This is a genomic window from Enterococcus sp. 2201sp1_2201st1_C11_2201SCRN_220225, from assembly GCF_040925905.1.
In the GTDB taxonomy this organism is placed as follows: Bacteria; Bacillota; Bacilli; order Lactobacillales; family Enterococcaceae; genus Enterococcus_C; species Enterococcus_C asini_A.
Genome location: NZ_JBCOJC010000032.1, coordinates 1 through 13,616, shown reverse-complemented (window position 1 = coordinate 13,616; position 13,616 = coordinate 1). Strand labels below are relative to the sequence as shown.

The following is a 13,616-nucleotide window of genomic DNA, read 5'->3' as shown; positions in this document are numbered from 1 at the left end:
TTTACATGGAATAATTCAAAAAGCAATATGGAAAAAATCTAATACAAAAAAAGGCCTTCCATAAGAGAAAGGCCTTCCAATTAGTTGTCTAATATAGCAAGTATAATTCTTTATCTCGTTCATTGTATTGCTTCAACACTTCCTCTTTACTAATTGTGTTGGTAAAGAAGTCCAATAACAACTCCGGCAAAATATCTACCTTATACGCAGCTTTTTGCTCCGAAATGATTGGTTCAGCTTGTACCTTCGCATTCTTTAAAACACTAGGATGTTCTTCACTAGTTTGTTGCTGAAGAACTTTTTCTTCAAAGTAAGCCGCTAGAAATGCTCGACTCAAGTCCAGTTGCTCTGTTTCTTTATTAATATACAAAGAAGAAGGTAACATATACACTGATCCTCGACCATTTGGGAAATTAAAGAAGCCTACGGAATCCTCTGACATTTGATTGCTATCCGTTAAATATTGGATAAATCCAGACTGACAAAGAAAATGAGCACTCTCTCCTTTCGAAAAGGACTCCAACCCACCAGATAAACTTAAGGTCAAACGCTCTTCAGTAAAATAGTCTTTTTCTTTCCAAAAACTGACTTGATCCAATATCTCTCCATAATTTGGTGGACTCGTATTTTCGGCCACATACCAATAATACTGCGTCAACCACTGATCCTTAAACGGCGCTAGTAACGGCGTAATTCCATGTTCATACAAGGTTGCTAAATTATTATTAAAATCTCTCAAGTTTTTTGGTACATCAAGATCGTACTTCTGGTACAGCTCTTTATTGTACAAAAAGCCAATCGCATCGCCGCTACTTAAGGGAACGCCATACACTTGTTTTCCCACACTGACAGACTGACGATAGCTATCACTATATTCCTTAGTATAGCTTTCATTAGTTAAATCATAAAAGTATTCTTGGGGATCCAAACTTTTAAAAAGCCCGCCAGAACTAAACAGTAAGATATCAGGTCCATTAAAAGTGACCAATTCTGTGACTACTTCATTTTCTCCAGCACTCCCTGAAGGACGTTCCTTAATCTGCATTTCGATATCCTTTTCTTTTGCAAATTTGTCTACAAAATCTCGAAAATCCTTTGTAACTAATCCTGCATCGACGGAGATTACTAGCTTCTCGTTGGTGGATTGACTTGAAGGAACTTGAGTTGTTTCTTGCTGGCAGCCAGCTAACATGAATACCAGAAAGAAACTAAGGATTGTTCTCTGCCAAGCTTTCTTTTTGAATAGCAGATGGACTGCTACCATAGTTTTTCTTAAATACCTTACTGAAATATAAAGCATCTTGATAGCCCACCTCCTCTGCAATTTGTTTTAAGCTCTTAGTGGGATGTTTTCGAATTTCTACCAAAGCATGCTCCATACGATAGTTTACTAAGACCTCTTTAAAGGTTTTTTTCTGATAGGTTTTAAACAAATCATTAACCGAAGTAGTTGAAATACCAAAATGTTGACTCAACAAGTTAAGACTTAGTTCTTTGGCTGCAAAATGCTCCTTAACAAAGCCTTCGACCAACTGATAAAAAGCCTCGGAATTAATTTTTTCCGGGTATTGGTTCATCACTTGAAAAAAGTGAGCATGCAGTTGTTGGAATAAAATGACCACATCGGATAGTTTCACTGCTCCTAAAATAACATCACTAAAAGCCGCAGTACTGATACGCTGATTTTCAGATAAATGACCATTAAAAAAAGACAACAGTCTATTACCACGATCCAAAATTTGTAAAGTAGTTAACTGATGCAAAGCCTTTTTACTCACAAGATTTTCAATAATGTATTTTTTTAGTTGTCTCCAGTTTCCTTGAAGAAACCATGCTTCCAATTTCACCTCAATTTTTTGCCAATCAAGCGGATCTTTGGTGAGAATCTTTTCTTTGTTTAAATCAGAAAAACTCCGTATCCATTGTCCATCAAGGGTATGGTTCAATTCACACCAACGACTTAATTTGGTAGCTAACCCATTTAGCTCTTTTGGCTTACAAAATTCATTATGATATATTACGAAGTAGGAAAATTGAGCTAAAACGTTTTCCAAATGAGTTACAGCCTGAGCTAAAGAATCATTTTCCAACAACCAAAAATATTCATATTTCTTTTGCCCTTGAAGTAAGATACCTTTTTTTAACCACCTCATCTGTTCTATAACCAATTCCCGAAATTCTACAACCAAACCATTATAAGAGCCTAAATGAATCAATAACACTTTGTACTGTTTTTGGTCGTTGGCATTGCTTGAAGCTTGATTACCATTTAGATAGTTTTGTAGTAATTCTCTCTCCTGAGCCCGGCCACTAATTTGCCGACGTTTTGAAATAGTTTCCAATGTTTCAGTTAATTTCGCTGGTGATAAAGGCTTTAGTAAATACTCTTTGACCCCGTAGGCTAATGCCTTTTGGGCAAAGGTAAATTCTTGAAACCCACTGAGAATAATCACGTCTACAGAAAGTCTCTTTTGATGAATAAAAGCTGCCAATTCTAAACCATCCATCAAAGGCATCTTAATATCCGTGATTACTACATCAGTTTGTGGATAGGTTTCCAGCAAATTTTGCGCTTCTATACCATTGCGACCACAGCCTAATACCTCTAAAGACAAAGGAAGTTTAGCCACAATATTTTTGAGTATTTGTAACGCAGCCGGTTCATCTTCAATCAATAAAAGTTTCAATGGTTCCACTAGTCTAGCTCCCTTTCCAAAGAACAATTTTGGTTCCAATCTCTTTTGTTTCAATCGTCAAATGAAAACTAGGACCATAAAATAATCGTAATCGGGCATAAGTATTAACGATTCCCAATCCGCCAATTTCAAATTCCAGTCGTTCTAATGAATCACCTTGTTTCAAGGCTTTATCAATTTCTTGAATTTTCTTCTCTAGATAATGTTGTTTCTCTGAATTAATCCCGGGTCCGTTATCACTAATTTCTATTCTCCAGTCTGCGTCTGAAGCAGACTTTACTGTAATCGATAAATTCACTTTTTCTTGACCACTCTCAAAACCATACTTTATACTATTTTCGACAAAAATCTGTAAAACTAATTTGGGTATTAGTACTTCATTAAAACAAGTTGGTAACTGAATTACGTAGGTCAAATACTCTTGATAACGTTTCTTCATGAGCAGGAGATAATTCTCCACATGAGCAAATTCAGATTCAAATGTCGAATTTTTTTCAATATTTGAAGTAGTATAACGTAACATTTCTGTAATTCCTTGAGCAATCTCTACAGTATCTTGGTCCTCGTATTCCAACCCTTTGTAAGCCACAATGTTCATAATATTATATATAAAATGCGGATTTACTTGAGCTTGCAGTACTTCCATATTAGCTTCAAATTGTTTTCTCTGAGCAATTAATTCATTTTCAATAGCTAAGTTTAGTCGATTTTTCAACTGATTGTATGAATCCGACAAAGCCGTGATTTCATCTTCATCTGAGGTAATTTCACTGTTATGGGGCAAGGTAGTAATGTTCAAGTTCTCCATTTCTGCTTTTAAATCCTCTAAAGGATTTAAAAGCTTGCTTACACGATTTCGGAAAATCAAAAATAGTAAAGTTAGCAAAAGTACACTTAATAAAATTAAGTAAAAAGAAGTGCTTAAAATAGTAGAATTAACAGCCGATAAATCCTGAAAAGCCACAATTTGCTGTCCGTTTTCCAGGAATACTTGATGAGCTAGAGATCCTTCAAAGCTTTTGTCACGAGGCGACTGCAAATAATATTGTAGCTGACCTAAGTTGCCGTCCTCTGAATAAGCCACTAGTTTATGTTTCTGATCCAAGATATAAAAAGACATCTGACTGTCTGAATTTAATGACAATAGTTCGGAAAGTTTTTCCTGGTAATCTTCCACTTGTAGATAAACGTATTCTCCATTTGGATATATTACTTTTCGCATATAAGCAAATAAGTATTGCCCGGAATTCCCCCAAACATCTTGAAAATTGGGGACCAAAAAAACACCATTATTGTAATCAGCAGTTTGTAAAAGTGCTTCTACCTTTTCAATAGCAGTTTCTCTCTGACTGGAAAGCTTGATATCATTCGTCAAAAAATCGTTTTTTGATGTAATCACATTAACTCGATAGAAGTCGGCTAAGTTTGAATAATTACTGATTTTTTCAGTAATCCGAAGATAGCTCCGCTCTAAAGCCAAAACATTTTCTTCTTTTGTATCCAAGTAACTCAAGGTACGTAAGTCTAATAAAAACTCCTTATCCGATAACAAATTGGTTACAGCTTGATCATAGCTAGCCAACTGCAACTGATATTGCTGCTTGATTGACTCTGTGTAGCTAGTTAGTTTCTCATAAGATTCCTCTTTTAGTTTATTACTGTTAATAAAAACTAAATAACCAGAAAATATTAAGAAGAATAAGACTGTTATCACAAAATATACCGTACTCAACTTTCGTTTTAAAGACACATATCCACCACCTAATATTGATGCAATAACAAAGCGCTTACGTTTTGTCCATTATATCAAACTATTGAGAAGAAAAGATTTTTTCTTTTATAAATGGTTTTTAATGCAAAAACGCTACTAATTAATCTTAACTAAGTGCCTTGAATAGATAAAAATCTCCTATTGAGATTAACTCCACCACCCGTATCACCTTCCACTGCATTCTCAATCCCCCCATCAAATCAACTCTATCCCCAAAATCTCCATCAAAAAAAACCGCATCATTTATGATACGGTTCTCCGTGATTAATCCGCATGGCCCGATAAATCTGTTCTACTAAAATCAAGCGCATCAGTTGATGAGGGTAGGTCATCTTGCCAAAGGAAATTTGCGCATTGCTACGCTTTATGACTTCTGAACTTAAGCCTAGTGAGCCTCCAATCACAAAAACAAATTGACTTTTGCCTTGAATTTGAAGTTGATCGATTTGTTTGGCAAAGGCTTCACTACTAGGATTTTTTCCTTCGATGGCCAAGGCAAAGACGTATTCTCCCTCTTTGATTTTAGCTAGGATGCGCTCTCCTTCTTTTTCTTTGACTTGTAGCATTTGGGCTTCACTAAGATTTTCGGGAGCTTTTTCGTCGGGAACTTCCACCATTTGAAGCTTGCAATAAGCACCCAAACGCTTAACATATTCATTAATACCTTGGACTAAATATTTTTCTTTCAACTTTCCTACTGTAATAATTTTGATATTCATAACTTATCCTCACTTGTTGATAACTTTCTTTGAGTTTACCACAGTTTTTATCCCCATCTCTTTTATTTTCTTATTTTTATTTTGAAGCAAAAATTCTGATTCTAAGCCTTTTTTTCTACAAACGTCTGTTCTCCACAGAATTACCCACACTATCCACAGGTTGTTGATAATTCTGTGGATAGTTTTCCCCATCATTTTGTGAAAAAGGATAGGTTTACGGAATTTTTTCATGATTTAACATTTATTTAGCCCATTTCGTTCATATTTTTTTCAAAGTCTCCAGATAGACTAAATACAGGAATTGATACTATACTATAACTAAGCAATTATTCGATTTATGTAAATTGTCAGGAGGAAAACATTATGAAAAAGAAAAATGGTACAGCTAGCCGCTTTCTTACGGGTTTACTAGGCGGTGCTGTAGGCGGACTATTAATTGTCGGTGGCTTTTATTTAGCCAATGGCTCTAGTCTGGCCCCTAGCACTAATAATAGTAGCAACAGCACTTCCACCAACGAACCCGCCCAAGTCTCCAATATAAAAGTGGACGTGGACAGCGATATCACCTCGGCTGTGGAAAAAGTCCAAGGGGCGGTAGTTTCCGTAATTAATTTGCAAGCACAACAACAAACGACCAATAATCCTTGGGGCGAAATGTTTGGGCAACAGTCAGAAGAAAGCACCAACGAAAATACCGATGACAGCAATTTAGTAGAAGCCAGCGAAGGTAGTGGCGTGATTTACAATAAAGATGGAGATTCCGCTTATGTGGTAACCAATAATCACGTTGTAGAAGATTCCGATGGCTTAGAAGTTGTGATGTCAGATGGAACGAAAATTAAAGGGGAATTAATGGGAACTGATGCGGTAACGGACCTAGCCGTTATCAAGATTTCCTCAGAAAATGTGGATGAAGTAGCAACCTTTGGCGATTCTTCTGCTTTGAAAGTCGGCGAACCAGCCATTGCCATTGGGTCGCCATTAGGTTCTCAATACGCTAACTCGGTTACCTCTGGGATTATTTCCTCTGTGGACCGACCAATTTCTGACAGTAGTACTGGGGTTAATATTAGTGCCATTCAAACGGATGCCGCGATTAATCCGGGGAACTCAGGTGGGCCATTGATTAATATCGCCGGCCAAATCGTGGGGATTAACTCTAGTAAGATTGCTTCCACTTCAACTGAAAGTTCCGATATTAGCGTGGAAGGGATGGGCTTTGCCATTCCAAGTAATGATGTGGTGAAAATCATCGACCAACTACAAAAAGACGGCAAAGTCACTCGTCCAGCATTAGGGATTAACATGGTAGATCTTTCTTCAGTAACTTCCCAACAACAAGAACAAATTCTTGGGGTACCAAGTTCTGTGAAAGCTGGTGTGGTAATTACCAACGTGATGAATGCTACTCCTGCTGAAAAAGCTGGTTTGAAACAATATGATGTCATCACCAAGGTCGACGACAAAGAAGTCACTAGCGCTACAGATTTGCAATCGGTTCTTTACGATAAAAACGTTGGGGACACGATTACAGTAACTTACTATCGTGGCGACAAAGAAAGCACCGCTAAGGTTGAATTAACCATTGATAGTTCCGCATTGCAACAAAATAAGCAATAATAGCCAACGAAAAATCCAGCTAGGGAAAATGCCTAGCTGGATTTTTTTATTTAATAAGCTGCTGGTAAATCTCATATACGGCACCAATCATCCCCGCATCGTTTTGCAACTTGGCTGTACGGATTGGCGCAATGGTTTGACCATCTAAATAATGAATGGAGCTATGACGGGCTTTTACATTGGCTAATGTTCCTTGCAGACGTTGATTGAAGGCAGGATTTGCACTAATGCCCCCTCCTACTAAAATAACTTCTGGATCAAAACAACTGATTAAATTCAGTAACGTAACGGATAAATCTACAAAAAAGCGCTCGATAATCTCATGGGCCAACTGCTCTCCTGCTGCCTCTCGGGCAAATAATTCTCTAGCATCCGTAATCGGCAACTCGCTCCCTTCTTGAGCTTTACGGGCTAGGTCGTACTGGTAACACAAACCACCTACCACTGCGGCTTTTTTATTGCTAGAGACTTCTTCAATGTCACCGGTGTCAGGTAATTGATCGATCATCATCCAGCCAAATTCTCCTGCCATACCATGGGCACCTCGGAACACTTCGCCATTCATCACAATACCGCCACCAATCCCAGTCCCCAAAACTAAGCATAAATAATTATCGATTCCTCGAGCATTGCCCAGCCACTTTTCTGCGATAGCCGCCGCATTTGCGTCATTTTCAATCGCTACTGGCAAGTGGCACCGTTCTTCCAAAGACTGCTTAAGATTTTTGCCGTACAGTGGTTTAATGGCTCCTGCGGTTAACATGAAACCATCTTTTTGAATAATACCGGGAGCACTGATGCCAATGCCTTTAATCTCTGGATAGTCAATTTGATAATTGGCGACAATTTCTGCCATTTCCGTTATTAATTGTTCCACATCATAGCTAGTCTCAATGGAGCTCTTCGCTAAAATTTGCCCCTTTTCATCCAACAATCCATATTTGATCGTTGTTCCTCCAATATCAAAACCTACAAACATCTCGCAACTTCCCTTCTGTCTTATCACTTTACTAAATACGATTTACAGTCATTATATGATAACGATTACAAGGATGCTAGCTTTTATAGAAACGACAGCTGGGAACGATTGTAAACAGGATAAAAAGGTCATTTGAAAGGTACAGTGACGTTATAAAAAAAGCCGCAAACCTCATCTAGGGTTGCGGCTCATTAATTATTTTCCGGGAGCAAACGGTGTGCCTACAACTGCCTCTTCTGGCAATTCTAAAATGCCTTTTTTACCAGTTTCATTCGGTACGTGGAGTTCAGCCGGAGAGCAAATCATGCCGTAGCTTTCTACTCCTCGTAAAACACCGGGCCAGATCAAAAGACCATCTGGCATCATCGCTCCGGGTTTGGCTACCACGACTTTTAAGCCTTGGCGAATATTGGCCGCGCCACAGACAATTTGTAAAACTTCCCCATTGTCCACTTCTGTTTCAGTAACAGACAAATGGTCACTGTCAGGATGAGGCACGCAGCTTTTCACATAGCCCACTACAAACTTAGGCGCTTCTTCTTCTGGTAGTTCTTCAGTAAAACCAGATAAGTGCAACTGCTGGTTTAAAATCGCGATTTGCTCTTTAGTGGGGTAAACTTGGCCAGTTTCTTCTAAGGTCAATGCCTCAGAAAGGTTAAAGAAGTTCCAACCTACAATGGTGCCTTCACTATTTTTGATTTGCGTAATATTGTATTTTCGTTCATAGGTTAGGGGCAGATTTCGATCGTCGGCGCTAATCACCAACAACGTATCCCCAACATGCTTGGGATTATAGGAATAAATCACAAGAAACCCTCCTTGATGATAAAATTTCACAACTTGTATCATAACAGAAAACTTACAGGAGCACAAAAAAACTTCATTAAAAAAAGCCGAGGCATTGTCCTCGGCTTACGCAATTCATTTCTTATCAAAACTTACGACTAACACATCACACAATGCTTGACGGATGACGTAGCTAGCAACACTGCCGGTCATAAAGCGTTCTACTGCATTTAATCCCGATTGTCCCACCATGATTAAATCGATTTGATATTTGGAGGGTAGTTTTTGAGCCATCGCTTCTTTAGCTGAGCCATAGGCGATGATGCCTTCAATCTTGGGAAAATCATGATCGATACCATATTTTTTACAGGCTTCAATCATTTCTTTGGCACTAGCGGTTTCTTGATCGACGATATTTTGATTCAAGGAACTATACCCCATCATGGTAGTAATCTGCTGATCTACCACATTGGCCACATAAACTGTCCCATTATTCCGCCGCGCGACTTCCACCGCTTTTTCAAAGGCCAGCTGGGCTTGCTCTGACCCATCAATTCCTACTAAGATTCTCTTATACTCTTGTTCCAACAAAATCACTCCTCTCGATTTGTACTCCCGCCAGCCAAATTATTTTGGCAAGCTTTTTAAGAAGGCTTCAATTTCTTCTTTTGTCTTGCGGTCTTTGTTGACTAGTCGGCCGATTTCTTGACCATTGTCTACCACGACAAAACTAGGAATGCCAAAGATGCTCCATTCCGCTGCCACATCAATAAATTTGTCCCGATCCACTTCAATAAATTGAAATTCAGGGAAATCTGCTGCAATTTCCGGCATAAACGGTTTGATAAAATGACAGTCACCACACCAGGTAGCAGTAAAGAAAAACACATTGCGGCCACTATTCACATAGCCAGCCAATTCTTCTAACGTTTCAGGAATAATCATATAAAGCCTACTTTCTCTTTAATATCTTTATTATACACTTTTTCTAGCTACTGCCAAAAATCAGGACTTGGGTTATAACTAGAAATAAAAATCATAGGGTTCGTTTCTTAATAAAACGCTCTAGCCGAGTCATCGCTTCTTTTAATTCTTCTAAAGAATAGGCATAAGACAAGCGTAAATATCCTTCTCCGGCTTCACCAAAAGCAGATCCGGGCACACAGGCTAGCGCTTCTTCTTCCAATAAATTTAAAGCAAATTCTTCTGAGCTTAAACCAAACTGAGAAATATTAGGGAAAAGATAAAATGCTCCTTTGGCCTTATAACAAGGAATGCCCATCTGAGTCAATGCGTGATGGAGATAGTTTCTTCTCTGTTCATAGGACTCCCGCATAGGTTCCACCAGTCCCTGCCAGTCTCCTTTTAAGCCTTCTAGTGCTGCATATTGACTGACAGTTGGTGCGGTCATAATGATGTATTGATGCAATTTTAACATCTGTTCTGTAAAAATAGCAGGTGCTGCCAAATAGCCAATCCGCCAACCGGTCATAGCGAAGGTTTTAGAAAAGCCATTAATTAAAATGGTCCGCTCCGCCATGTTTGGAAAACTTGCAATGCTCACATGCTCTCCTTCATAGATTAATTCTGTATAAATCTCATCAGAAATCACCACTAAATCATGTTTTACCACAACTTGGGCAATGGCTGCCGCTTCTTTTGGGGAAAGGGTGGCACCGGTGGGATTATTAGGATAAGACAAGAGTAAAATTTTTGACTTAGGCGTAATGGCTGCTTCCAATTGTGCTGGAGTTAAGACAAAACCATTCTCCTCTTGTAGATCAATCGTCACTGGTACACCACCAGCCATAACGGTACAAGGCTCATAACTTACAAACGCTGGTTGAGGAATGATCACTTCATCTCCCGGATTTAACAAAGCGCGAAAAGCCAAGTCAATCGCCTCGCTGCCACCAACAGTCACAATGATTTCACTTTGGGGATTATAACGATTGCCCACCCGTTTGGTTAAATAGCGACTGATTTCTTGACGCAATTCCAAAAGACCTGCATTCGCTGTGTAAAATGTACGGCCTTCTCGCAAAGAACGGATCCCTTCAGTGGTCATATTCCAAGGGGTATCAAAATCTGGCTCTCCTACACCTAGCGAAATGGCATCGGGATTTTCTGACACAATATCAAAGAATTTACGAATTCCTGAAGGTTTCAAATCAACAATTGAACGAGCTAAAAATTTTTCCATAGTTGTCATGGGCTCACCTTAATCCGTTCATCCCGCTCCCGACTATCTAATTCAATGCCCCAGTCCTTGTACTTCTTCAAAGTAAAGTGAGTCCGCGTACTTTGCACCGCCTCAATGGGTGCCAAGTGATTGGAGATAAAATTGGAAATTTCCTTAATATTTTTTCCTTGCAACATCACGAGAAAATCATAGGGCCCGCTGAGAAAATAAACCGTCTCCACTTGAGGAAAGCGTTTGATTTGCTCGGCTACCGCTTGATAGCCTTCTGTGCCTTGTGCAGTAACACGAATCTCTACAATTGCCTCAATCCAATCATCTTCAACTTCTTCCCAATTAATCAACCCTCGATAGCCACAGATAATTCGTTCTTGTTCAAAAAAAGTGAGTGTTTCTTCAATGACATTTTGCGGTTCATCTAATAAAATTGACAATTCTTCACTGGTTAAGCGACAATTTTTCTCAATCAAATGCAACAATTTCTTCCGTTTCTTTTCTTCCATAAACTGCTCCCCCTTTAGTTAAAAATTTTACAGAATCATCAAATAATCCTTTGCCCTTAATAATCTTTTCTGGGTGGTACTTGCTGCTCTTACTCTGGTAAAAATGATAGAACCTAGAATAGCATTGATCCAGCTACATAGCGCCAAATTTCATTATTTTCCCACCAAAACAAAGAAGACAGCTGGCTTTTGGCCAACTGTCTATTTGTTAACCTTTAACGATGGTTTCTACCGTAGATTTATCTAAGCCTTTTAAGGTTTGGATCAACATTTCCCGAGCAGCATCAAAGTCAGCAATGCTAAACATCGTTTGGTGAGTATGGATATAACGACCACACACGCCAATGACTGTACTTGGAATTCCTTCCACAGAAGTATGAGCCGCCCCAGCATCGGTACCGCCTTTAGAAACAAAGTATTGATAAGGAATATTGTTGGTTTCCGCAGTATCCAATAAGTATTCCCGCAAGCGTGGCAACATGATCAAACCAGGATCATAAATCCGCATCAAAGTACCTTCTCCCAAATGGCCGAAAGTCCCGGTAGTAGTAGTTAAATCATCCGCTGCCGAACAATCTACTGCAAAGAACAAATCTGGTGCAAATTTAGTAGTGGAAACTTTTGAGCCCCGCAAGCCCACTTCTTCTTGAACGTTCGCTCCCGCAATTAACGTATGACCTAATTTTTCATCTTTCAACGCTTCCAAAGCTTCCAACATCACAGTACAACCATAACGATTATCCCAAGATTTAGAGATGATATTTTTACCATTAGCTGTTTTCACAGTTTCAACGCTAGGAACCAACGTATCCCCTGGTCGTACACCGTAACTTTCCGCTTCTTCTTTAGACTCAAAGCCAGCATCAAATAAAATGCTATCCACGGTCACATTGCCTTGACCATTCGTGCCTCGTAAAAGATGTGGTGGCACTGAAGAAGAGATACAAGGATAGTGCTTGCCACTGGCGGTGATTAAGGTAAAGCGTTGAGCAGAAACCACGTAAGGATTCCAGCCCCCTAGAGGAACCACTTTAAATAAGCCTCGAGGTGTAATTTCAGTTAGCATAAAGCCTACTTCATCCATATGGGCGGCAACCATCACTTTTGGCGCATCGGCATCTTCATGATGGCGAATCCCAAAAATTCCCCCTAGGCCATCTTGTTGGATTTCGTCTACCAAGGGCGTCATAGCGGTGCGCAAGTACTCGCGAATTGGTCCTTCAAAACCAGATGTTGCTTGCATTTCTGTCAGTTCTTTAATTCGTGCAAATGTTTTTTCTTCCATTTTTTGTCACCTGAATTCAGGTGTCCCTCCTTTATACTGCGTAAATGTGCTATCTAAACTAGACAGCGGTGTACTTTTTTTAAAAGTTGCAGATAGGCCTTTCTATTTAAGGTCCTTATCCTATAATTCTGTTGTTTATTATAGCGCAAATGGCTTTCTTTGAGTATTTTTCTTATCAGCTTTTTACAAGTTATGGTAAAATTAGACTAATAGTTCGGAAAGTTACCTGATAAGGGGGAAATTACCAATGGAAAATGACAATCAACTGAGTATTTTTAAAGGCGGTCTGGCTTTAGGTGTCAGCGTTGGCCTCATCGGTGGTGTCATGTCCACCTTATGGGTCAAAAAGCGACAAAGACTCAATCCTGATGCCGTATTGAGTCTCGTCAAAGAAGCTTTCTTGAAAGAAGGACCCATTGAGGGTTCTTGGATTAATTTTGAAAAACAGCCTTTACGAAAATTTGCAGTTCATTCAGAAGGCTACACCGGGGGCATCACTCGCTTAGAAGATGGCAAAATTGTTTCCTACGAGTTTTTAGCCGATGCCAAAACCGGCACTGTTCTGGAAATTCAGCGACTAATTGAAGACTAACTCAACTACCTAACAAGCTCGTCACTTAACGGACAAGCTTGTTAGGTTTTTTTCGGTCTCAAGGCGGATAAGTTGTGCTTTTTTCTTTGTTAAGCTCAAGTTATCAAAGACAAAGGAGACAAGATATGAAGACGATACTCAAATTAGCTGCAGGAATTCTTTTATTTTTAGGAGGCCTTACTTTGTTTTCAAATTACGCCCCTGACGAAATCGCACAAATCATAGATCAAATGAATCCCCTCGTTCCTACCACCGACATGTATGTAAAAACGACCCATCCAGAATCCGTTAATAGTTATGGAACAGCCTTTTATAAACAAACCGCTGCAGACGAAAAAGGGAAAACCAGAAAAATCCAATTCACTGGCATGTCCCAGTTAAAACTGGATCACTACTTAAAACTCACCACAAAAGGCCTGCATGTTGAAACCTATGAAGAAGTCAACAGGGACTCAGTGCCTAAAA

Annotated in this window: 14 protein-coding genes; 3 read left to right on the top strand and 11 right to left on the bottom strand. The window is 39.2% G+C overall.

The annotated features are described in order from the left end of the window. Positions 1-88 precede the first annotated feature (88 nt). The 4 genes from AB5754_RS09305 to rlmH all read right to left on the bottom strand — a co-directional run bounded on the left by AB5754_RS09305 (position 89) and on the right by rlmH (position 5,186). Positions 89-1,192 carry an ABC transporter substrate-binding protein gene (locus AB5754_RS09305; protein WP_368259559.1) on the bottom strand — a complete coding sequence of 368 codons (1,104 nt, stop codon included), beginning with the start codon at positions 1,190-1,192 and terminating at the stop codon, positions 89-91. A gap of 16 nt (positions 1,193-1,208) precedes the next feature. Then, positions 1,209-2,696: a response regulator gene (locus tag AB5754_RS09300; protein WP_368251132.1), complete on the bottom strand. Its 1,488-nt coding sequence runs from the start codon at positions 2,694-2,696 to the stop codon at positions 1,209-1,211. A 4-nt stretch (positions 2,697-2,700) separates the two neighbouring features. Continuing rightward, positions 2,701-4,446, bottom strand: coding sequence for a sensor histidine kinase (locus AB5754_RS09295; protein ID WP_368251133.1), 1,746 nt, complete (start codon positions 4,444-4,446; stop codon positions 2,701-2,703). A gap of 260 nt (positions 4,447-4,706) precedes the next feature. Further along, positions 4,707-5,186: a 23S rRNA (pseudouridine(1915)-N(3))-methyltransferase RlmH gene (gene rlmH, locus AB5754_RS09290; protein ID WP_368251134.1), complete on the bottom strand. Its 480-nt coding sequence runs from the start codon at positions 5,184-5,186 to the stop codon at positions 4,707-4,709. Positions 5,187-5,549: 363 nt separating this feature from the next. Here rlmH and AB5754_RS09285 point away from each other — a divergent pair, with 363 nt between their 5' ends. Next, complete coding sequence (locus AB5754_RS09285) at positions 5,550-6,806, top strand: S1C family serine protease (protein ID WP_368251135.1); 1,257 nt, start codon at positions 5,550-5,552, stop codon at positions 6,804-6,806. A gap of 46 nt (positions 6,807-6,852) precedes the next feature. Here AB5754_RS09285 and AB5754_RS09280 read toward each other — a convergent pair whose 3' ends face one another. The 7 genes from AB5754_RS09280 to pepA all read right to left on the bottom strand — a co-directional run bounded on the left by AB5754_RS09280 (position 6,853) and on the right by pepA (position 12,559). After that, positions 6,853-7,785 carry an ROK family protein gene (locus AB5754_RS09280; RefSeq protein WP_368251136.1) on the bottom strand — a complete coding sequence of 311 codons (933 nt, stop codon included), beginning with the start codon at positions 7,783-7,785 and terminating at the stop codon, positions 6,853-6,855. Between the two features lie 195 nt (positions 7,786-7,980). Then, entirely contained in the window at positions 7,981-8,592 is a 612-nt protein-coding gene (gene ytpR, locus AB5754_RS09275) for a YtpR family tRNA-binding protein (protein ID WP_368251137.1), read from the bottom strand. 114 nt (positions 8,593-8,706) lie between these two features. Then, positions 8,707-9,159, bottom strand: a complete 453-nt coding sequence (locus AB5754_RS09270; RefSeq protein ID WP_368251138.1) for a universal stress protein — start codon at positions 9,157-9,159, stop codon at positions 8,707-8,709. 39 nt (positions 9,160-9,198) lie between these two features. Beyond that, complete coding sequence (locus AB5754_RS09265; RefSeq protein WP_368251139.1) at positions 9,199-9,516, bottom strand: thioredoxin family protein; 318 nt, start codon at positions 9,514-9,516, stop codon at positions 9,199-9,201. A 91-nt stretch (positions 9,517-9,607) separates the two neighbouring features. Beyond that, the gene (locus tag AB5754_RS09260; RefSeq protein ID WP_368251187.1) at positions 9,608-10,774 is read right to left on the bottom strand and encodes an aminotransferase class I/II-fold pyridoxal phosphate-dependent enzyme; all 1,167 of its coding nucleotides are present in this window, start codon (positions 10,772-10,774) and stop codon (positions 9,608-9,610) included. Positions 10,775-10,779: 5 nt separating this feature from the next. Continuing rightward, the gene (locus AB5754_RS09255; RefSeq protein ID WP_368251140.1) at positions 10,780-11,274 is read right to left on the bottom strand and encodes an Lrp/AsnC family transcriptional regulator; all 495 of its coding nucleotides are present in this window, start codon (positions 11,272-11,274) and stop codon (positions 10,780-10,782) included. Between the two features lie 208 nt (positions 11,275-11,482). Then, on the bottom strand, positions 11,483-12,559 hold the full coding sequence (gene pepA, locus AB5754_RS09250) for a glutamyl aminopeptidase (protein WP_311832599.1): 1,077 nt from the start codon (positions 12,557-12,559) through the stop codon (positions 11,483-11,485). 247 nt (positions 12,560-12,806) lie between these two features. Here pepA and AB5754_RS09245 point away from each other — a divergent pair, with 247 nt between their 5' ends. Both AB5754_RS09245 and AB5754_RS09240 read left to right on the top strand, forming a co-directional pair. Continuing rightward, complete coding sequence (locus AB5754_RS09245) at positions 12,807-13,151, top strand: hypothetical protein (RefSeq protein ID WP_368251141.1); 345 nt, start codon at positions 12,807-12,809, stop codon at positions 13,149-13,151. Between the two features lie 125 nt (positions 13,152-13,276). Beyond that, a partial coding sequence (locus AB5754_RS09240) for a YxeA family protein (RefSeq protein WP_368259558.1) occupies positions 13,277-13,616 on the top strand: 340 nt, incomplete at its 3' end.